The 19,435-nt window shown below is 69.7% G+C and carries 19 protein-coding genes; 10 read left to right on the forward strand and 9 right to left on the reverse strand.

Annotation, left to right across the window (positions count from 1 at the left end):
* Positions 1-13 precede the first annotated feature (13 nt).
* Positions 14-1,534, reverse strand: coding sequence for a PP2C family protein-serine/threonine phosphatase (locus tag QMK28_RS05060; protein ID WP_326435756.1), 1,521 nt, complete (start codon positions 1,532-1,534; stop codon positions 14-16).
* A gap of 465 nt (positions 1,535-1,999) precedes the next feature.
* Positions 2,000-3,154, reverse strand: a complete 1,155-nt coding sequence (locus QMK28_RS05065) for a C40 family peptidase (RefSeq protein ID WP_326435757.1) — start codon at positions 3,152-3,154, stop codon at positions 2,000-2,002.
* 448 nt (positions 3,155-3,602) lie between these two features.
* Between QMK28_RS05065 and pstS the strand changes: the two genes are divergently transcribed.
* From pstS to pstB, 4 genes are all read left to right on the forward strand, one after another.
* Positions 3,603-4,730 (forward strand): phosphate ABC transporter substrate-binding protein PstS, encoded by a 1,128-nt coding sequence (pstS, locus tag QMK28_RS05070; protein WP_326435758.1) that lies wholly within the window; start codon positions 3,603-3,605, stop codon positions 4,728-4,730.
* 75 nt (positions 4,731-4,805) lie between these two features.
* Complete coding sequence (gene pstC / locus QMK28_RS05075) at positions 4,806-5,807, forward strand: phosphate ABC transporter permease subunit PstC (RefSeq protein ID WP_326435759.1); 1,002 nt, start codon at positions 4,806-4,808, stop codon at positions 5,805-5,807.
* Between the two features lie 46 nt (positions 5,808-5,853).
* A complete protein-coding gene (gene pstA / locus QMK28_RS05080; protein ID WP_326435760.1) occupies positions 5,854-6,930 on the forward strand; it encodes a phosphate ABC transporter permease PstA in 1,077 nt (358 codons plus the stop codon).
* A 32-nt stretch (positions 6,931-6,962) separates the two neighbouring features.
* On the forward strand, positions 6,963-7,739 hold the full coding sequence (pstB, locus tag QMK28_RS05085) for a phosphate ABC transporter ATP-binding protein PstB (protein WP_326435761.1): 777 nt from the start codon (positions 6,963-6,965) through the stop codon (positions 7,737-7,739).
* 162 nt (positions 7,740-7,901) lie between these two features.
* Here pstB and QMK28_RS05090 read toward each other — a convergent pair whose 3' ends face one another.
* A complete protein-coding gene (locus QMK28_RS05090; protein WP_326435762.1) occupies positions 7,902-8,900 on the reverse strand; it encodes an inorganic phosphate transporter in 999 nt (332 codons plus the stop codon).
* A gap of 6 nt (positions 8,901-8,906) precedes the next feature.
* Positions 8,907-9,527: a DUF47 domain-containing protein gene (locus tag QMK28_RS05095; protein ID WP_326435763.1), complete on the reverse strand. Its 621-nt coding sequence runs from the start codon at positions 9,525-9,527 to the stop codon at positions 8,907-8,909.
* Between the two features lie 196 nt (positions 9,528-9,723).
* On the opposite strand from QMK28_RS05095, the gene QMK28_RS05100 reads away from it, so the two are divergent.
* On the forward strand, positions 9,724-10,074 hold the full coding sequence (locus tag QMK28_RS05100; RefSeq protein WP_326435764.1) for a metal-sensitive transcriptional regulator: 351 nt from the start codon (positions 9,724-9,726) through the stop codon (positions 10,072-10,074).
* Between the two features lie 283 nt (positions 10,075-10,357).
* Here the strand turns inward: QMK28_RS05100 and QMK28_RS05105 are convergent, their stop codons facing one another.
* Positions 10,358-10,552, reverse strand: coding sequence for a hypothetical protein (locus QMK28_RS05105; RefSeq protein ID WP_326435765.1), 195 nt, complete (start codon positions 10,550-10,552; stop codon positions 10,358-10,360).
* Positions 10,553-10,752: 200 nt separating this feature from the next.
* Entirely contained in the window at positions 10,753-11,724 is a 972-nt protein-coding gene (locus tag QMK28_RS05110; protein WP_326435766.1) for a hypothetical protein, read from the reverse strand.
* An 89-nt stretch (positions 11,725-11,813) separates the two neighbouring features.
* On the opposite strand from QMK28_RS05110, the gene QMK28_RS05115 reads away from it, so the two are divergent.
* Together QMK28_RS05115 and QMK28_RS05120 are read left to right on the forward strand one after the other, a co-directional pair.
* Positions 11,814-11,996 (forward strand): hypothetical protein, encoded by a 183-nt coding sequence (locus QMK28_RS05115; RefSeq protein WP_326435767.1) that lies wholly within the window; start codon positions 11,814-11,816, stop codon positions 11,994-11,996.
* Positions 11,997-12,257: 261 nt separating this feature from the next.
* Positions 12,258-13,850 (forward strand): FAD-binding oxidoreductase, encoded by a 1,593-nt coding sequence (locus QMK28_RS05120; RefSeq protein ID WP_326435768.1) that lies wholly within the window; start codon positions 12,258-12,260, stop codon positions 13,848-13,850.
* Positions 13,851-14,030: 180 nt separating this feature from the next.
* Here the strand turns inward: QMK28_RS05120 and QMK28_RS05125 are convergent, their stop codons facing one another.
* From QMK28_RS05125 to QMK28_RS05135, 3 genes are all read right to left on the reverse strand, one after another.
* Positions 14,031-14,843, reverse strand: coding sequence for a phosphatase PAP2 family protein (locus QMK28_RS05125; protein ID WP_326435769.1), 813 nt, complete (start codon positions 14,841-14,843; stop codon positions 14,031-14,033).
* 323 nt (positions 14,844-15,166) lie between these two features.
* Positions 15,167-16,180, reverse strand: a complete 1,014-nt coding sequence (locus QMK28_RS05130; protein WP_326435770.1) for a C40 family peptidase — start codon at positions 16,178-16,180, stop codon at positions 15,167-15,169.
* 364 nt (positions 16,181-16,544) lie between these two features.
* A complete protein-coding gene (locus QMK28_RS05135; protein WP_326435771.1) occupies positions 16,545-17,078 on the reverse strand; it encodes an ATP-binding protein in 534 nt (177 codons plus the stop codon).
* Positions 17,079-17,269: 191 nt separating this feature from the next.
* On the opposite strand from QMK28_RS05135, the gene QMK28_RS05140 reads away from it, so the two are divergent.
* From QMK28_RS05140 to QMK28_RS05150, 3 genes are all read left to right on the forward strand, one after another.
* On the forward strand, positions 17,270-18,154 hold the full coding sequence (locus QMK28_RS05140) for a helix-turn-helix domain-containing protein (protein ID WP_326435772.1): 885 nt from the start codon (positions 17,270-17,272) through the stop codon (positions 18,152-18,154).
* A 10-nt stretch (positions 18,155-18,164) separates the two neighbouring features.
* Positions 18,165-18,596 carry a DUF397 domain-containing protein gene (locus QMK28_RS05145; RefSeq protein WP_326435773.1) on the forward strand — a complete coding sequence of 144 codons (432 nt, stop codon included), beginning with the start codon at positions 18,165-18,167 and terminating at the stop codon, positions 18,594-18,596.
* 331 nt (positions 18,597-18,927) lie between these two features.
* The gene (locus tag QMK28_RS05150) at positions 18,928-19,236 is read left to right on the forward strand and encodes a hypothetical protein (protein ID WP_326435774.1); all 309 of its coding nucleotides are present in this window, start codon (positions 18,928-18,930) and stop codon (positions 19,234-19,236) included.
* The last annotated feature ends 199 nt before the right edge of the window (positions 19,237-19,435 follow it).

Consider the following 19,435-nt stretch of genomic DNA (forward strand, 5'->3'; position numbering starts at 1 on the left):
CGCTCCCCGTCCGTCAGCCCCGGTCCAGCAGCAGAACCGCCACGTCGTCGGTCAACTCCCCGCCGTTCAGCTCCCGCACCTCGGTGACCGCCGCGTCCAGCAGATGTTCGCCGCGCAGGCCGTCCGCCATCTGGCGGGCCACCATCGCGACCATCCCCTCCTGGCCGAGCCGCTGCGTGCCCTCGCCGATGCGGCCCTCGATCAGTCCGTCCGTGTACATCATCAGGCTCCAGGCGCCGCCGAGTTCGACCTGCCGGCGCGGCCACCGGGCGCGCGGCAGCAGACCCAGCGCCGGGCCGCTGTCCTCGTACGGGAGCAGGATCGGCGGCCGTCCCGGGCGGACGACCAGCGGTGACGGGTGGCCGGCCAGGCACAGCCCGGCGCGCCGGCCGTCGGGGGCGATGTCCACGGTGCACAGCGTCGCGAAGATCTCCTCGTTCGGCCGCTCGTGCTCCAGGACCTTCTGGAGCGTTCCGAGCAGCACATCGCCGCACAGCCCGGCGAACGTCAGGGCGCGCCAGGCGATGCGCAGTTCAACGCCCAGCGCCGCCTCGTCCGGGCCGTGCCCGCAGACGTCGCCGATCATCGCGTGGACGGTGCCGTCCGGCGTACGGACCGTGTCGTAGAAGTCCCCGCCGAGCAGCGCGCGGCTGCGGCCGGGCCGGTAGCGGGAGGCGAAGCGCAGGTCGGAGCCCTCCAGCAGGGGCGTCGGCAGCAGGCCGCGCTCCAGCCGGGCGTTCTCCTGCGCCCGCACCCGCGACTCGGCGAGCTGGCGCTGTGCGAGGTCGGAGCGCTTGCGCTCCACGGCGTAGCGGATCGCGCGGCTGAGCAGCCTGCCGTCCAGCTCGTCGCGGAAGAGGTAGTCCTGTGCGCCGACCCTGACCGCCTCGGCGGCGCGCTCGGCGTCCGTCTCGGCGGTGAGCGCGAGTACGGCGTGGTTGGGCGCGATGCGCAGCACCTGCCGGAGGATCTCCAGCTCGTCGCCGGGCGCCGCACGGGGCTCGCCGGCGGACGTCTCACGGGATTCGTCGCCCGGCACCGGCAGCGGCGTCGGCAGCGCGAGGTCGAGCAGGATGCAGTGCACATCGTCGGTGAGCAGCCGGTTCGCCTCGGTGAGGTTGCGGGCCGTACGGATGCGGACGCGCTTGCCCGCCGCGTCCACCATGTCCGGCAGCGCGAGGGCGTCCGTGGGGTCGTCCTCGATCACCAGCAGGGTCGTCCCGGCGGTGTGGTCGGCCGCGGCCTCCGGGGCCGCGGGGCCGTCCCCCGCCGCGGGGCCTTGGCCGGCCGCGGGGCCGGTCCTGGCCGGGCGGACCGGCTGGTCCGCGAGAGCTACGTGACCCGCGTGATCCGCGCGGTCGCTGTGATCCGTCAGGTCCCTGCGTCCCTCGTGGTGGATGGCGGGGTCGGCTGCGTCCACCGGCCCTGTCTGATGCGGCGCGGGCAGTCGGTCGGTCTTCGGATGCGACAGCAGATCAGCCGGTCCGCTTCCCGCAGCCGGGACCTCTCGCTGCCGCGGTACGGGTACGGGCATTGCTGAGTTCCTTCCCTCCCCCCGAGGGCTCGACGGCCGCCGATCGGCGTACCGCCGCGCCTGGTCCGTCGCTCTCCGGTCAGAGAGAGTCACGGCACCGGGCATTGCCAGCCGACACTAGCGGTAGCGCACACCAAAGCGGAATGCCTGACGACAAACGTCCAGCGTCATATGCCGCGCCTCAACTGGTATTTCAGGACACCAGCAGGGCACCAGGGGGAATACGGGAATGAGAAACATCACGCCGTGCCACCCGCAACCCGGATCACCGGAAGATCGACACGGGATCGGGCCGGGGCCGGGGCCGCCGTTGCGCTGTTCAGGAACCGGCGTCGATCCGTTCAAGAAGCGGCGGAGAGCCGTTCAAGAACCGCCACACCCCGCCGCACTCCACCGCCCCCGCCCGCCCCGCCCCCCGGCCGTTACTTGTTACTTGTCCGGCTACTTGTGCGGCTACCTGTCCGGCTACTTGTCCGGCCGCACGACACCCAGAATCGTCATCGACCCGGCGCCCGTCATGGTGATCTGCCGCCCCGGCCGCGGCGCGTGCACGATCGCGCCGTCCCCGAGGTACATACCGACGTGGCTCGCGTCGTCGTGATAGATGATCAGGTCGCCCGGCCGCATGGCCTCCAGCGGGACCCTCGGCAGCTGCTTCCACTGCTCCTGCGAGGTGCGCGGGATGGAACGGCCCGCCGCCGCCCACGCCTTGAGGGTCAGCCCGGAGCAGTCGAACGTCGACGGGCCCTCGGCGCCCCACTCGTACTGCTTGCCGATCTGCTTCGTCGCGAAGGCGATGGCCCGCTTGCCCTGCGCGGACGCCTTGCCGTCGATCTCGTCCAGCACGCCCGAGCTCAGCCACTTCGCCTGCGAGTTCTGCGCCTTGGCCGCCTCCAGCTGTTTCAGCCGGGCGCGCTCCTTCGCCTGTAGCCGCGATTCCAGCTTCTCGGCGGCCTTGATCTTCTGCTTGATCTCCTTCTTCGCCCCGGCCTTGCTCTCGCGCGTCTTCTCCAGCTTCTCCCACCGGCTGGAGGCGTCCTTCGCGTAGCCGGACAACTCCTTCTTGGTACGGGACAGCTGGCCGATCATCCCCTTGGTAGCCCGCTGCCCCTTGTGCACCAGGCCGGCGTCCTCGAAGAAAGCCTGCGGATCGCCGTTCAACATCAATTGCGCTTCGGGCGGCATCCCCGCGCCCTGATACTGGGCGCGGGCCATCGCGCCCGCCTGCTTACTGAGCGTGTCCAGCTTGCCCTGGGCCTTGGCTATCGCCTTCGCCAGTTTCACGATCGATTTCTGCTGCTCGACCACGTTCTCGTTGGCGGCGTTGTACGCGTCGGTCGCCGCCTCGGCCTTCCGGTAGAGCCGCTCGACCTCTTTGTGGACCTTTTCGAGCTCCGGTTTCACCTTGGGCGGTTCCGGCCGGGACCCCTCGGAACCGACGGCCTCCCCAGAACCCTCGGGACTGGCAGACCCCTCGGAACCGGCGGCGCCCGTCCCCTTGGGACCCGGCTCCGCCGACTGCGCGTACGCCCCGCTCGCGCCCGCGAGCAGACCCGCGCCGCACAGCACCGCCGTGCACGCCACCGCCCCGGCCCGCAGTACCGCTGTCCGACCATCCATCCGGCGTCGCACCCGCCACCCCCATCGCCCCGACAACGCTCGCTGACATTCCGTCTCTCAGACGTCCCCCAGTCCCGGATCGTGCCACGCGTCCCGGTAATTCAACAGAGCGGCGAACGACTTCCGCATGACCTCGCGGCTTCCCGCCCCCGACCCTGCGGCTCCCTCCCCCGGACCCGGCGACTTCCCCCTCCGGACCTCCCGGCTTTCCGCCCCGGATCTCCCGACTTTCCTTCCCGAACACAACCGCCACATCCGTCACACAAAGCGACTCATACCTCACTATTGGTGACGGCACCGGTCCGACGGCCGAGGTTCACTCTGCGTTCACCCGCCCCCTTCGGTCACGTCATCTCATCTGCCTAATTTCGGCCGTACCGAATAAGCGAATCATTCGACTTCATCGCACGCCGCCGCACCGGCGGCTCCAGAAAGGAACTTCCGAAAAGTGACTCTTCAGCGCACGAACCGGCTTCGCGCCCTCGCCATCGGCGCCATCGCCGTCTCCGGCGCCCTGGTCCTCACGGCGTGCGGCTCCGACGACAACGGCAACGGCGGCAGCGCCGCCGAGCAGAGCAAGGCCGCGAGCAACATCAAGTGCGACGGCAAGGGCCAGCTGCTGGCCTCGGGCTCGTCCGCGCAGAAGAACGCCATGGACCAGTGGGTGAAGACCTACGCGGCGGCCTGCAAGGACGTGCAGATCAACTACAAGCCGACCGGCTCCGGCGCGGGCATCCAGGAGTTCCTCCAGGGCAAGACCGGCTTCGCGGGATCCGACTCGGCGCTCAAGCCCGAAGAGGTCACGCAGTCGAAGAAGGTCTGCAAGGGCGGCCAGGGCATCGACCTCCCGATGGTCGGCGGCCCGATCGCGATCGGCTACAACGTCAACGGCGTGGACGACCTGACGCTGGACGCCAAGACGCTCGCCGAGATCTTCGACGCGAAGATCACCAAGTGGAACGACCCCGCGATCAAGAAGCTCAACCCGGACGCGAAGCTCCCGTCCACCAAGATCCAGGCGTTCCACCGCTCCGACGAGTCCGGCACCACGGACAACTTCACCAAGTACCTCAAGGCCGCGGCTCCCAACTCCTACAAGTACGAGCCCGGCAAGGCCTGGGAGGCCAAGGGCGGCCAGTCCGCCGACGGCTCCTCGGGCGTCTCCTCGCAGGTTAAGCAGACCGACGGCGCGATCTCGTACTTCGAGCTGTCCTACGCCACCGCGAGTGACATCAAGGCCGTGAAGCTGGCCACCGGCGCCTCCGCCCCGGTCGAGGCCACCGTCCCCAACGCCTCCAAGGCCATCTCCGAGGCCAAGGTCGTCGGCAAGGGCAAGGACCTCGCGCTGGACCTCGCGTACGACACCAAGGCCGACGGGGCGTACCCCATCACCCTGGTGACGTACGAGATCGCCTGCGACAAGGGCAACAAGGCCGAGACGCTGGCCGCCACGAAGTCCTTCCTGACCTACATCTCCAGCACGGACGGCCAGAAGGCCCTCGCGAGCCAGGGTTACGCCCCGATCCCCGACGAGATCTCCGCCAAGGTCCGCGCGACCGTCGCGAGCCTGTCCTGACAACCGGTGCACCGCCGCACAGGGGGACGCCGCCCGGACCACAGGGCGACGCCCCCCAACAGACCGGAGAGACCCATGGATATATCTCCCGCAGCACAGAACACCGTGCCACCCCCCGAACTCACCGGTACCGGCAAGGCGAAGCGCACCACCCGCCCCGGTGACCGGATCTTCCTCGGCCTCTCCCGCGGATCGGGCATCACGCTCCTGGTGATCATGGCCGCGATAGCCGTGTTCCTCACCTACCGGGCCGCGATAGCGATCTCGAAGGACGAGGGCAACTTCTTCACCACCTTCGAGTGGAGCGCCAACACCGACCCGCCGGTCTTCGGCATCGCGGTGCTGGCCTTCGGCACCGTCGTCAGCTCGATCATCGCGATGGTCATCGCGGTTCCGATCGCTGTCGGCATCGCCCTGTTCATCTCGCACTACGCGCCGCGCAAGCTGGCCACCCCGATCGCGTACCTGATCGACCTGCTCGCCGCGGTGCCCAGCATCGTCTACGGCCTGTGGGGCGCGCTCTTCCTGGTGCCGCACCTCACCGGGCTGTACCAGTGGCTCGACCAGTTCTTCGGCTGGACCAAGATCTTCGCGTACAACGACGGAGCGGCCCGCTCGCTGTTCACCGTCAGCATCCTGCTGGCGATCATGATTCTGCCGATCGTCACCAGCGTGAGCCGCGAGGTCTTCCTGCAAGCCCCGAAGATGCACGAGGAGGCCGCGCTCGCGCTCGGCGCGACCCGCTGGGAAGTCATCAGGATCTCGGTGCTCCCGTTCGGCCGCTCCGGCGTCATCAGCGCCTCGATGCTCGGCCTGGGCCGCGCGCTCGGCGAGACGATGGCCGTCGCCACCGTGCTCTCCCCGAGCTTCCTGATCAACGCCAGCCTGCTCGACCCGGGCGGCGGCACCTTCGCACAGAACATCGCCAGCGGCTTCAAGGAGGCCAGCGACGTCGGCGTCGGCCGTGACGCGCTGATCGCCTCCGGCCTGGTCCTCTTCGTGATCACCCTGCTGGTCAACGGCGCGGCCCGGCTGATCATCGCCCGCCGCAAGGAGTACTCGGGGGCCAACGCATGACCGATCTGCTCACCGCCCGCCGCAAGCAGTACTCGGGGGCCACCGCATGACGAACCTGACGGCCGACAAGGTGCTCCCGGTCTCCCTCCCCGACCCGCACAGCCTGCACCAGCCCCGGCTGCCCCGCTGGAGCGCGCCCGCCATCGCGCTGGCCGCCGCCCTGCTCGGCAGCGGCATCGGGCTGGTCTTCGATCTGCACAGCCGCATCCAGTGGGGCCTGATCGCCGTCCTGCTGTTCCTCCTCGCCACCTACGCGCTGGCCACCGCGGTCGAGGGCCGCCGGCAGGCGAAGGACCGGCTCGCCACCAGCCTGATGTGGGTCGCCTTCCTGCTCGCGATCATCCCGCTGGTCTCGCTGATCTCGGAGACGGTCAAGCGCGGCGTGAAGGTGCTCGACGGCACCTTCCTCTCACACTCGATGGGCACCCTCCCGGCCATCGAGCCGGGCGGCGGCATCTACCACGCGATCATCGGCACCCTGGAGCAGGTCGGCATCGCGACCGCCATCTCGGTCCCGCTCGGCCTGCTCACCGCGATCTACCTGGTGGAGTACGGGCGCGGGAAGCTCGCCAAGACCGTGACGTTCTTCGTGGACGTGATGACCGGCATCCCGTCGATCGTGGCCGGCCTGTTCATCCTCACCCTGTGGATCGTCATCCTCGACTTCGACTACTCCGGCTTCGCCGGCGCGATGGCCCTGTCGATCCTGATGATGCCGGTGGTCGTCCGCTCGACCGAGGAGATGCTCAAGCTCGTCCCCAACGAGCTGCGCGAGGCCTCGCTGGCCCTGGGCGTGCCGAAGTGGCGCACCATCCTCAAGGTGGTGCTGCCCACCGCGATCGGCGGCATCACCACGGGCGTGATGCTGGCCGTCGCGCGCATCGCGGGCGAGAGCGCCCCGATCGTGCTGCTGGTGTTCGGCAACCCGTTCATCAACAACAACCCCTTCGAAGGCCCCCAGTCCTCGCTGCCGTACTACATCTACGAGCAGTGGGCCGCCGGCAACACGGCTTCGTACGACCGTGCCTGGGCGGCGGCGCTGGTCCTCATCGCCTTCGTCATGATCCTGAATCTGGTGGCCCGCGGCATCGCCCGCTGGAAGGCCCCGAAGACCGGCCGCTGAGGCCACGCGCACTGAGAAGAGAAGTGATTCACATGGCCAAGCGCATCGACGTCAGCGGCCTCTCCGCCTACTACGGCGGGCACCGGGCCATCGAGGACATCTCGATGACAGTGGAGCCGCGCTCCGTGACGGCCTTCATCGGCCCGTCCGGCTGCGGCAAGTCCACCCTGCTCCGCACCCTCAACCGGATGCACGAGGTCACCCCCGGCGGCCGCGTCGAGGGCAAGGTGATGCTGGACGACGAGAACCTCTACGGCAGCGGGGTCGACCCGGTCGCCGTACGCCGCACCATCGGCATGGTCTTCCAGCGGCCGAACCCGTTCCCGACCATGTCCATCTACGACAATGTCGCGGCCGGCCTGCGGCTGAACGCCCGGACGCGCAAGTCCGAGCTGGACATCGTCGTCGAGAAGTCCCTCAAGGGCGCCAACCTCTGGAAAGAGGTCAAGGACCGGCTGAACAAGCCCGGCTCCGGCCTCTCCGGCGGCCAGCAGCAGCGGCTGTGCATCGCCCGCGCCATCGCGGTCGAGCCGCAGGTGCTGCTGATGGACGAGCCGTGCTCGGCGCTCGACCCGATCTCCACGCTCGCGATCGAGGACCTGGTCGGCGAGCTCAAGGAGCGCTTCACGATCGTCATCGTGACGCACAACATGCAGCAGGCGGCGCGCGTCTCGGACCGCACGGCCTTCTTCAACCTCTCCGCGATAGGCGACGCCGGCAAGCTCATCGAGATCGACGAGACCGAGCGGATCTTCTCCAACCCCTCGGTCCAGGCGACCGAGGACTACATCTCCGGCCGCTTCGGCTGAGCGGGCGGTCGCCGTACGGCCAGCCTCACCCGTACGGCGACGCCTCGCCGGCCGCGGCCGGGCACAGAACGTCCTGCGGTGCTGCATGGCGGTGCCACCGCATGGCGAAGGGCCCGCCCCCGGCTTCCGGGGGCGGGCCCGTCTTTTGCTCAGCCCGTTCGGTTAGCCGAACGCGAGGTTGACGATCCAGTAGCTCAGCGCGGCCACCAGCGCCGCGGCCGGCATCGTGATGAACCAGCCCATGATGATGTTCTTGGCGACGCCCCAGCGGACCGCCTTGACCCGCTTGGTCGCCCCCACGCCCATGATCGCCGAGGTGATGACGTGCGTCGTCGAGATCGGCGCCTGGAACATGAAGGACGCGGTGTACATGACCGAGGCCGCCGTGGTCTCGGCCGCGAACCCCTGCGGGGGGTCCAGCTCGATGATGCGGCGGCCCAGCGTGCGCATGATGCGCCAGCCGCCCGCGTAGGTGCCGAGCGAGAGCATCAGCGCACAGGTGATCTTGACCCAGACCGGGATCTCGTCGCCCTGGCCCTCGACGTCGGCGATGACCAGCGCCATCACGACGATGCCCATCGTCTTCTGCGCGTCCTGCAGGCCGTGCCCGAGCGCCATGGCCGCCGCCGAGACGGTCTGCGCTATGCGGAAGCCCCGCTTGGCCTTGTGCGGGTTCGACTTACGGAACAGCCACATGATCGCGACCATCACCAGATAGCCGACGCCGAGGCCGACGATCGGCGACAGGAACATCGGGATGACGACCTTCTCCAGCACACCCGACCAGTAGACGGTGGTGGACCCGGCGAGCGCCGCGCCCACCATTCCGCCGAACAGCGCGTGGCTGGAAGACGACGGCAGACCGTAGTACCAGGTGACCAGATTCCAGACGATCGCACCGACGAGGGCGGCGAACAGGATCGCCATCCCCGCCTTGCCGTGCGGCGTCTCGATCAGCCCTTCGCTGACCGTCTTGGCGACTCCTTGGCCCAGAAAGGCGCCGGCGAGGTTCATCACCGCGGCCATGGCCAGTGCCGCGCGCGGTGTCAGCGCACGGGTGGACACCGAGGTCGCGATGGCGTTCGCGGAGTCGTGAAAGCCGTTCGTGTACGTGAATCCGAGCGCGACCCCGATGGTCACGATGAGTGCAAAGGTGTCCACCGGGGGTCAGGACTCCTTGACCGCGATGGTCTCGACGCAGTTGGCCACGTGCTCGAACGCGTCCGCCGCCTCTTCCAGCGCGTCCACGATCTGCTTCAGCTTCAGCACGTCCATGGCGTCGTACTTGCCGTTGAAGAGCTGGGCGAGAAGCTTGCGGTGGATCTGGTCGGCCTGGTTCTCGAGGCGGTTCACCTCGATCCAGTACTCGGTCAGATTGGTCATCGTGCGCAGGTTGGGCATCGCTTCGGCCGTCAGCTCGGCCGCTCGCACGAGGACCTCGATCTGCTGCTCGACGCCCTTCGGCAGCTCCTCCACCTTGTAGAGGACGACCAGATCAACGGCCTCCTCCATGAAGTCCATGATGTCGTCGAGCGAGGACGCGAGCTTGTAGATGTCCTCGCGGTCGAACGGCGTGATGAAGGAGGAGTTCAGCTGGTGGAAGATCGCGTGAGTCGCGTCGTCGCCCGCGTGTTCCGCGGCCCGCATCCGCTCGGCGATCTCGGCCCGAGCGGAGGAGTCCGCCCCGAGCAATTCCATGAGGAGCTTCGAGCCCGTGACGATGTTGTCCGCTGACGCGGCAAACATGTCGTAGAAGCTCGTCTCCCTGGGGGTCAGACGAAAGCGCACGGTAAGAGTCCTCAAGGTGCATCGGATTCGGTCACGCTGATGCTAGGCGCATCATCCAGCCACAGCTAACCGGCGTTCCATCAGTGTCGCGCATCGGGCAGAGTGCTCAGCAGTGGGCCCCGCTTCAGTCGGGAGAATTCGGTACCATATACCCAGCGGGGGTATATGGGGTAGACAGGGACAACGGGAGAGCGCCATGACGACCGCAGAGACCGAAGAGACCGCCGGGACCGAAAAAAGCGCCGTGACCGACCACGACCGTGGCGTCCATGGGTACAACGACAACAAGGACCAGCACCTCAAGCGGCTGCGCCGGATCGAGGGCCAGGTACGCGGCCTGCAGCGGATGATCGAGGAAGACGTCTACTGCATCGACATACTCACCCAGGTCTCCGCCAATACCAAGGCCCTGCAGTCCTTCGCCCTCCAACTGCTGGAGGAGCACCTGCGGCACTGCGTCGCCGACGCGGCCGTCAAGGGCGGCGAGGAGATCGACGCGAAGGTCGCCGAGGCCACCGCGGCCATCGCCCGGCTGCTCCGTACCTGAGGCGCCCGAGGCACCTGGGGCGCTTGAAACCGCTTGAGGCACGGCCGCTCGGGGGTGATATCCGGCCCGTGGGGCGGTTCGGCCGCGAGCATGGGGCGGCTCAGTGCGAGAGAGTCCGCCGGCGGTCGGCAGCCGGCTCAAAGGGTCGCGTACTCAAAGGGTCACGTACGGGACGGCCAACCGGCCCAAGGGGTCGCGGGAGTCCGAAGCGCAGGGTCCGAAGCGCAGGGTCCGAAGCACAGAGGGGGCACCGCGCCGAGGTCTGGGGCGCGGCCCCGTGACGTCACGACCGTGAGTCGGCCGTGCGGTCGGGGGCGATGGAATCCGCCCCGCCCCTGATCACTTCGTCGATACGGTCCGAGCTGAGCCGTTCCTCGTTCGCGGTCGAAGCCGCGATCATCAAATCAGCGCACAGCTCGATCTCGGCGAGAGCAACGTGGTCCTGGACCGTGGAACCGCGAGTCCCGGGCACGCGCATCACCTCCATCTTCGAGCGTCGCTCGCGTAACGTCGAGAATTTCCCGACTCTACCGAGCGGGCACAGCCCACAGTAGGGAAAGGCGCACTCTCCGCGCATGGCACAGACGGGCCATATCCCCGCCCCTTACCGGGTGGTCAGGACCCGGCGTACGCGCGCCGCCGCAAGCCCTGCCGCGCGCCGCCTTCACTCCCCCGGCTTCACTCCCCCGGCGCGGCGACCTTCCCCGTGTAGATCTCGCGCTCGGGCGGCAGCTCGACGGTGACCGGCGTCCCGAAACCGGACAGCTCGATCGTCGAGGCGACGACCGCCACCCGTCCCTCGTCGTTGACGAAACTGAAGCGCTGCTCCAGCTTGCGCAGCCGCCCCCGCTCGTCCACATAGGCGTCGAAGGCCACCGTGTCGCGGGCGAACCCCTTCGCCGCCGCGGCCAGCGAGGGCCGGGTGCGCGCGGACGCGGCCTTCGCGGCCCGCGCGATGTCGGTCGTGCCGCGGAAGTGGCGGACCGTTTCGCCACCCGTCCGCCGCTCCCCCACGCAGGACACCTCGCGCGCCCCGCGCAGCAGCTCGGCGGCTGAGAGCGGGTCGGTCGCACCGCCGGTGACCAGGTTGCCGTCGGCCAGCTCGGTGGTGTCGACGCGCACCCACTTGTCAGCGGGCACGCCCGCGCCCCGGTTCTTCATATAGAGCGCGCCGGGCGCCAGCAGCTGGATGATCGGCCGGTGCTCGTCCGCCCCCGCCGCGTCCGGCGGCAGCGTCACCCGCAGCCTGCCCAGCCGCTTGCCGTAGTCGAAGCCGCCCTCGCCCCTGATGGTGACCCGGGTGCCGCCGGACGCCATCTCCAACGACGTACGGACCGTGGAGCTGCCCGAACGGACCAGTACGGCGGCCGTCCGGTGCATCGTCGCGACCGGGTCAGCGGAACCGCCCGCGCCGGAACCGCCCGCGCCGGGACCCTTCTCGCCGGCGGCCCCCGCCGGCCCCGCCGCGCCGTCCGCACGCCCCGCGACGTCCGCGTCAGCCGCCCGCGCCGCATCGGCGGCGTCCGTCGCCTCGGCCGCGCCGCCCGCGCCTGGCCGCGAACACCCCGTCGCCGACAGCCCGGCCACCAGACCGCCCGCCACGGCGACCGCGACAACCCTGCCGCGCCACCTGTACCGCTGGACCGTCATGCCCGCCTACCCCCAGGGGAGCGCTGTGTGGAACTTGTTGCGTTCAACGACGGGCCGAAGCCGCCGACACGGCCCGGTACCGTGGTCACGTGCTCTCGCAAGGCCCGGAAAAACACCCCGAAGACAGCACCGAGCACCCCGGAGGCCATCGCACCAGCACCGTCGAACAGGGCTCCTTCTCCGCCGCCCGCTGCGCCTGCGGCTGGCGCGGACCGGCACGCCGGGCCCGCGCGAAGGCCCGCGCCGACGCCGCGGCCCACTCCATCGGCTGAACCGCGCCAGACACTCAGGCCCCGGCGCGGCCCGCCGCCGACGGCCCGTGTCCCCTCCCCCGCCCGGCGCCGCGAGACCCTGACGGCCGCTCATCTCCCGTACCGGCGCGGCCCGTACCCACGCCCCGCGCGCCCCCACCTCCCGGCCGCCAATCGGCCCAGCACCCGTACCGCACCCCTCCTTGCGGAACCCACACGCCCCGCACGCCGTCTCGCCTTGTGGCGGAGGATTCGAGAACACGGACGGTCGGAGACCCAGGTATGTACAGGCGCACACTGTTGACGGCAGGAACAGGTCTCGCGGCGACCGCGGGCTGGCTGGCGGCCTGCAGCGGTGACTCGGGCGAAGCGGCCCCCACCCCCGACGGCAAGGCGGGCGAGGGAACCCGTACCCGCGGCGCCGCGGCCGCCGGCAAGCCGAAGCCGACCGGCACGGACTGGACCGCCCTGGGCAAAGGGCTGCAAGGCCACTTCGTACGCCCCGGCGACGCCGACTACGCCACCGCGCGCCAGCTCTACAACACCCGCTTCGACACCCAGCGCCCCGCCGCCGTCGCCTACACCGCCAACACCGCCGACATCACCGAATGCCTCGCCTTCGCCCGCCGGCACGGCACCCCCGTCTCGATACGCAACGGCGGACACAGCTACGCCGGCTGGTCCAGCGGCAACGGCCGGCTGGTCATCGACGTCTCCAAGCTCGCCACCGTCCGCACCCCCTCCGCCGGCACCGCCCGCATCGGCGCGGGCGCCAAGCTCATCGACGTCTACGAGAAACTCGGCGCGAGCGGCGTCACGATCCCGGCCGGCTCCTGCCCCACCGTCGGCGTCTCCGGCCTCACGATGGGCGGCGGCCACGGCGTCGTCTCCCGTGCATACGGCCTGACCTGCGACAGCATGACCGGCGCGACGCTGATCACCGCCGACGGCAAGACCCTCGACTGCGACAAGACCAAGAACCCCGACCTCTTCTGGGCGCTGCGCGGCGCGGGGAACGGCAACTTCGGAGTCGTCACCGAACTGCGCTTCAAGACCCACCAGACCCAGCAGGGCGTCGCCGCCTACCTCACCTGGCCCTGGTCCAAGGCGGCCGCCGTGCTCCGCGCCTGGCAGGCGTGGGGACCGAGCCAGCCGGACGAGATCTGGTCGTCGATCCACCTCAACGCGACGCCGGGCCACACCCCGACCCTCTCCGTCAGCGTCTTCTCGCTGGGCACCTACGGGGACCTGCAGAACGCCATCGACAAACTCGCGGACCGGGCCGGCGGACCGGGCCCGGCCTCCTCCGTATCGCTGCGCCGCCGCTCGTACCTGGACGCGATGCGCTCCTACGCGGGCTGCGCGAGCAGCTCGACCACCCAGTGCCACCTCCCCGGCGCGACCCCGGGCCGCAGCCCGTCCGGCATCCTGCGACGCGAGACGTACGCGGCGCGCTCGGACTTCTACGACCGCTCACTCAGCGCCGCGGGCATCCGCACCATGCTCGACCAGCTGGAGAAGCTGGGCCGGGCGCGCGGCTCGGGCGCGGGCAGCATCGCGCTGACGGCACTCGGCGGCGCGATCAACCGGGTGAAGCCCACCGACACGGCCTTCGTGCACCGGCGCTCGCGCTTCCTCGCCCAGTACCTGACCTCCTGGCCCGCGGCCGCTTCCGGCGCGCGGCGCACCGCCTGGCTGGACGGGGTCCACGCGGCGATGCGCCGCTACGCGTCGGGGGCCGCCTACCAGAACTACGCGGACGCGAGCCTCGCCGACTGGCGCAGCGCGTACTACGGCCCGGCCGCCGACCGCCTCACCCGGCTCAAGAAGAAGCACGACCCGAACCGGCTCTTCGACTTCCCGCAGGCGCTCTGAGCTTTGCCGCGGGCGCTTTGAGCCTTGCCGCAGGCGCTGTGGGACTTGTCGCAGGCGCTCTGAGCCTTGCCGCAGGTGCTCTGAGCCGCGCTACACCAACTGCCACCGCGCCAACTGCCGCTGCTCCGACCGCCGGTGCTCCAAGCGCGGGCGGCCGGAGCGCCGGTCAGACCGCGCCGGTCAAGCCGCGAGGTCCTTGTCGCACTCCGCGCCGCGGGCACCGGGGACGCCGGGGACGCCCGACCGGGGGGCGGCCCCGTCAGCCGTACCGTCAGCCGTACCGTCAGCCGTACCGCCGCCGTCGGACGCGGCGTCACCGCCGCCATCGCCGGGGGCCGCCGCAGGCGATACCGCGGCCGGGCTCCGTACGAGCCGTCCCAGCCGGGAGTCCGCGACCGCGCGGGTCAGCGGCGTCAGCAGCGCCATCGCGAGCGGGGAGAGCAGCAGCGCGACCGAGGTGCCCAGCGCGAAGCCGCCGATGACGTCCGTCGGATAGTGGACGCCCATGTAGACCCGGCAGAAGCCTTCGATCAGCGCGAGCCCGATGCCCACGAGCCCGAACTTCCGGTTGGCGACGAACAGCCCGACGCCGACGGCCATCGCCATCGTGGCGTGGTCGCTCACGAACGAGAAGTCGGTCTTGCCCGCGACCAGGACGTCCAGCCCCTGGTGGTCCTTGAAGGGGCGGGGCCGCTCCACGAAGCCGCGGATCGGGATGTTGACCAGCAGCGCGATGCCCGCGGCCAGTGGCGCCCAGATGAGCCCGGCCACCGCGGCCGGCGCGTCGTCCCGCTTCCTGACGGTCCACCAGCACCAGATCATCAGCAGCGCCATCGCCGCCATGATCCCGTACTCGCCGACCCATTCCATGACCCGGTCGAACCAGTGCGGAGCGTCGGCTGCCAGCCCGTTGATGTCGTAGAGCAGGCTGACGTCGGGGTTCGATCCTCCGGTGGCCTCCGACGGGGGAGCCCCCACTGCCAGTCCAGCCATGTGTCGTGGCCCCTATCTCGTGCATCTCTTGCCCGCGCCGAAGTGAGTGCTGCTGCCAACCCCCGTGGTCAGTGGTGGTGTGGTGCGGCTGTGCCCGATTCCCCACTTCACAGGGAACGCCATGGCCTGGCCCAGCGTTCCGTTCTCCACCGGATGATCACCAGGACGTTACCCAAGAGTGACCCATCGTCGCAGCTCAGAAGGAGGACTTCACGCTCTGTTCAAGCCAGGTTACCGGCTGGACGCCCTGCCCCACTTCACGCCCTCGCCGCGCCCTTCGCGCGCCGACCGCACGCCTTTGTGCGCCGACAGTGCTTCAGCTCTCACGCCGCCTTCGCCTTGGGCAGCGCTTTTGCGCCATCTTCGGTGACCCGGGTCGCGCCGATGTAATCGGGCGAATCGATCTTGTCGAAACGGATCACCGCGCCGGTGTACGGGGCGTTGATCATGTACCCGCCGCCGACGTACAGCCCGACGTGATGGATCGACCTCGGGTCGTTCAGGTCGTACGCGAAGAAGACCAGGTCCCCCGGGAGCAGTTCGTCCCGCTTCGGGTGCGGCCCCGCGTTCCACTGGTCGTTGGCGACGCGCGGCAGCTCGATGTCCACCGAGGCGTACGCGGCCTTCGTCAGCCCCGAGCAGTCGAACCGCCCGCCCTGGCCCGAGGTCCCGTTGCCGCCCCACAGGTAGGGGGTGCCCAGCTTCTTCTGCGCGTAGTAGATGGCGGCCGCCGCCTGCCGCGAGGGCGCGACCCGGCCGACCGGCGCGGCGAAGCTCTTCTCCAGGGTCCGGATGATCTTCACGTAGTTCTGCGTTTCGCGGTACGGCGGCACTCCGGCGTTCTTTATCACCGCGTACGCGCCCGCGTTGTACGACGCCAGCATGTTGTCCGTGGCGTCCCCCGGGACGTCCTTCACATACTTCGCCAGCGAGCAGTCGTACGCCGCCGCCGAGGGGATCGCGTCGGCCGGGTCCCAGATGTCCTTGTCCCCGTCGCCGTCGCCGTCCACCCCGTGCGCCGCCCAAGTGCCGGGGATGAACTGCGCGATGCCCTGCGCCGCAGCCGGGCTCTTCGCCTTGGGGTTCCAGCCGCTCTCCTGGTAGAGCTGCGCGGCGAGCAGCGCCGGGTTCACCGCCGGGCAGAGATTGCCCCACTTCTGCACAAGCGGCTGGTAGGCGGCCGGCACCGCGCCCTTCGCGAGCCCCACCGCCTTGCCGCCGCCCCCGCCGAGGAGGTTCGCGGCAGCCGTGTAGGTGCCGATGACCAGCAGCCCGATGAAGCAAAGGGACAACCCGATACCGACACTGACGCCCAGCCAGACCTTCTTCACCCCCATACCCTCCCCCATCCGCCGGTCGCTCAGCACTGATTCGCACCGTACGGCGGGATTCAGCCCCCAGCGCGGGCGAACCCCCGGCGGGTGGAGGTTTGGGGGCGGGTGTGGAGCATTCGGTAACTTGAAGTTGGCGAATACTCCACACCCCGCCCCCGCAGACCACACAGACCCCTCCGACACCAACCGTCCGGCTCACCCCCGCCCCCACGGGCCGCCCGCCCCGAACCCGGCCGCCGGTCAAGGACCGACCGCCGCCCCACCCCACCCGTAGCCCGCCGTCTTTGACGCGCGGGCGAATTCCGGACCCATCGCATCGGCCCCATGACCGGCATCCCGACGGGCGACTGGCCGACTGCGCGACCGGTCAATCGCCGAGCTCGAACCAGACCGCCTTTCCCGGGCCGGGCCCGTGACGGCAGATGCCCCAGTCGGCGGCGCAGGCGCCGATGAGGAGCAGGCCACGGCCGTGCTCGGCGTCGCCGGCCGGGACGCGCTGGACGGGTAGGCCGGGGGCGTCGTCGCGTACGAGGACGTGGAGCGCGCCGGTCGGCGACCAGGCGGCGTGGAGCTTCAGCGGGGATACGCAGCCGCTGCTGAGGCAGGCGGTAACGGCGTTGGTGACGACTTCAGACGTCAGGAGCAGCGCCGTATCGACCAGGTCGGACCGGCCTGCGGTGCGCAGGACCGCCCGGATCGCTTCGCGGGCGGTACGGACCCAGCCGGGGTCCGGCGGGAAGGTGAGGGAGAAGTCGGGCCGGGGGCTGGTGGGGTCGGCGGGGTCGGCGGGGCGGGCGATGGACGCGGTGATGGGACACATGGCGTTGCCTCTCGGGTCACCGTTGGCCCGTCCGGGCCGGGTGGCGGTGGCAATGCCGGTGGCGCACTGACGGTTTGTCATGAATGCGCGCCTACGGCGCACTTCCGCCGGGTGGCGTCGGTTCGGGCGGTACGTCATCGACGGTAGGGAGTAAATTACGTAAGTTGCAACCTCTTCCCGAGAATCTCCCTCAGCCGAGTGAGAGCAGAACCCCTACGTAGACCAACAGTTGAGACCACGGCAGACTGTCCGTGATCATCAGGAGGGCCCGCATGCCACCCAGAAGCCAACCGAGCGAGCGCCAGCGCCGCCTTGGTGCCGAGCTGAAGAAGCTTCGGCTCCGCGCCGGCCTGTCCGGTGATCAAGCGGCGAACTTGATCGATGCGGATCGCGGCCGAGTGAGCAACATCGAGGCAGGCCGGGTCGACGTCCCCCGCAACGGGCTTCATAAGCTGCTCCGCGCATACGGCTGTGCCGAGGGAGCCCTCTTCGAAGGCCTCATGACCATGGCGCAGGACCGCGGAAAGGGTTGGTGGGACGGCTACCGCAACACCATGGGCCGCCCCGCCCTCGATCTCGCCGAGCTGGAGGCCCGCGCCAGCGGCATCAGCACCCACGAACTGCTCGTCATCCCCGGCATGTTCCAGACCGCCGACTACGCCCGCGCAGTGTGCGAGACCGCCGATGAGGACGACGCAGCAGCGATCGATCGATACGTCTGCTTCCGCCTCGACCGGCAGCGCCTGCTGGCCGGCGAGGCCGCCGCTCCGTATCACGCGGTGATCCATGAGGGCGCGCTGCACACCCGCGTCGGAAGCCCGCAGGTCATGCGCAAGCAGCTGCTTCGCCTGATCGAAGTAGCTCGGGCTCCCCACATCACCGTCCAGGTCTTCCCGTTCGAAGCCGGCGCCTTCTCCGCGTTCAGCAGGACCTTCGCCATCTTCGGCGGCCCGACCCCGGAGCTGGACACCGTTCGCCTGGAACAGCCCGTCACATCGGCCGTGCTGCACGACCCGGTGCACCTCGATCGATACGCGCGGCTTTTCGCGCGCCTGTCCGAGCTGGCACTCCCGCCGATTGACCCGGACTCCAGCCCCGAGTCCCATGAAGACCGGGACTCACTGAGCCTCATCCAGCACCTCATGTACGCCCTCTAGGAGGACTTCCATGATCGACCTCATATGGCAGAAGTCGTCGTTCAGCGGTAGCGGCCAGGACGACTGCGTCGAGGTCGCTACCGACCCCGCAGGCCGGATCCACTTCCGTGAAAGCGACGCCCCGGCCACCGTCGGCGTCACCACCCGCCCCGCGTGGGCGGCCCTCCTCGCCCGCGTGCGGGCCGGGGACTTCGACGGGCTCACCACGGTCGCCGACGGTGCCGTTCGCTGGCAGAAGTCGAGCTACAGCAGCGGCGACGGCAACAGCGACCGCGTCGAGGTCGCTACCGACCCCGTCGGCCGGATCCACTTCCGTGAAAGCGACGCCCCGGCCACCGTCGGCGTCACCACCCGCCCCGTGTGGGCGGCCTTCGTCGCCGGCGTGAAGGCCGGTGACTTCGACCACTTCGCCACGGGCGGCCCCGACGGGGCTCGCGAGTGACGCATACGCACGCTGGCGGCCCAGGGGCTGCGCAGCGGCAACGCAGCGGCACCCGTGCCGCCGCCGCCCAAGGCCTGCGCAGCGGGGCGTCTCAACCCCCGCGCCGATCATTGCTCAGCGTGACCGAGCATGGTACACACAGTGATACTAATGGACCCTACTGACACTGGCCGCGCATCCTCCTCGACACCGCGACCTGCGTTCGTACGGGTTCAGCCAAGAAATGCCGCCAAGTCGACATGCGGAAGCGGAATCTTCGGCGAAGATAGAGCCTGGCCCGTGCCATGCGGCATGGGGTGCACAACTACCCATTAGGGGCGGTGAGTTACAAATGTTCCTAGCAGCCGAAAAGGGCGACATCACCACCATCATCGGCGGCATCGCTCCGGACTGGGGGCCGTTCGGAACCCTCGGCAACGAGGCCCGGATCATGGTCGAGGTCGTGATGGCAGTCGCCATTCTGCTGTGCCTCGGCATCGCGATCTGGGGCGCCGCGAAGCAGCGCATCGGAGCCACGGCGCTGCGCGACACGTTCAGCGCCGAACAAGGCAAGGGCTTGATCGTCGCGGGCCTCACCGGCGTGTTCATCATCGGATCCCTCGGCACCCTGTTCACCATCGTGTACGGCATGGCGGTCTGACGAACCCCCACCCCGGCGCGGACCTCGGTTCCGCCTGCCGTACGACTCCTTCCAGCAGCCCTGGCCCATGACGCGACTCCCCCTGGGGGTGCCGACAGCATGTCTCCCGATCAACGCGACGAGCTGCGGCAACGTCACTCCCAATCCCCCATTCGCCCGCCGAGCCAGCCTGCTGAGGTTGTGTCACCTTGATGTGTAC

This window comes from Streptomyces sp. H27-D2 (genome assembly GCF_035828615.1).
In the GTDB taxonomy this organism is placed as follows: domain Bacteria; phylum Actinomycetota; class Actinomycetes; order Streptomycetales; family Streptomycetaceae; genus Streptomyces.

What these genes read in the sequence shown, in the direction of transcription:
- QMK28_RS05060 (WP_326435756.1), bottom strand. Translation starts at nt 1,534, where the DNA reads ATGCCCGTACCCGTACCGCGGCAGCGAGAGGTCCCGGCTGCGGGAAGC.
- QMK28_RS05065 (WP_326435757.1), bottom strand. Translation starts at nt 3,154, where the DNA reads ATGGATGGTCGGACAGCGGTACTGCGGGCCGGGGCGGTGGCGTGCACG.
- pstC (WP_326435759.1), top strand. Translation starts at nt 4,806, where the DNA reads ATGGATATATCTCCCGCAGCACAGAACACCGTGCCACCCCCCGAACTC.
- pstA (WP_326435760.1), top strand. Translation starts at nt 5,854, where the DNA reads ATGACGAACCTGACGGCCGACAAGGTGCTCCCGGTCTCCCTCCCCGAC.
- pstB (WP_326435761.1), top strand. Translation starts at nt 6,963, where the DNA reads ATGGCCAAGCGCATCGACGTCAGCGGCCTCTCCGCCTACTACGGCGGG.
- QMK28_RS05100 (WP_326435764.1), top strand. Translation starts at nt 9,724, where the DNA reads ATGACGACCGCAGAGACCGAAGAGACCGCCGGGACCGAAAAAAGCGCC.
- QMK28_RS05105 (WP_326435765.1), bottom strand. Translation starts at nt 10,552, where the DNA reads ATGCGCGTGCCCGGGACTCGCGGTTCCACGGTCCAGGACCACGTTGCT.
- QMK28_RS05110 (WP_326435766.1), bottom strand. Translation starts at nt 11,724, where the DNA reads ATGACGGTCCAGCGGTACAGGTGGCGCGGCAGGGTTGTCGCGGTCGCC.
- QMK28_RS05120 (WP_326435768.1), top strand. Translation starts at nt 12,258, where the DNA reads ATGTACAGGCGCACACTGTTGACGGCAGGAACAGGTCTCGCGGCGACC.
- QMK28_RS05125 (WP_326435769.1), bottom strand. Translation starts at nt 14,843, where the DNA reads ATGGCTGGACTGGCAGTGGGGGCTCCCCCGTCGGAGGCCACCGGAGGA.
- QMK28_RS05130 (WP_326435770.1), bottom strand. Translation starts at nt 16,180, where the DNA reads ATGGGGGTGAAGAAGGTCTGGCTGGGCGTCAGTGTCGGTATCGGGTTG.
- QMK28_RS05135 (WP_326435771.1), bottom strand. Translation starts at nt 17,078, where the DNA reads ATGACAAACCGTCAGTGCGCCACCGGCATTGCCACCGCCACCCGGCCC.
- QMK28_RS05140 (WP_326435772.1), top strand. Translation starts at nt 17,270, where the DNA reads ATGCCACCCAGAAGCCAACCGAGCGAGCGCCAGCGCCGCCTTGGTGCC.
- QMK28_RS05145 (WP_326435773.1), top strand. Translation starts at nt 18,165, where the DNA reads ATGATCGACCTCATATGGCAGAAGTCGTCGTTCAGCGGTAGCGGCCAG.
- QMK28_RS05150 (WP_326435774.1), top strand. Translation starts at nt 18,928, where the DNA reads ATGTTCCTAGCAGCCGAAAAGGGCGACATCACCACCATCATCGGCGGC.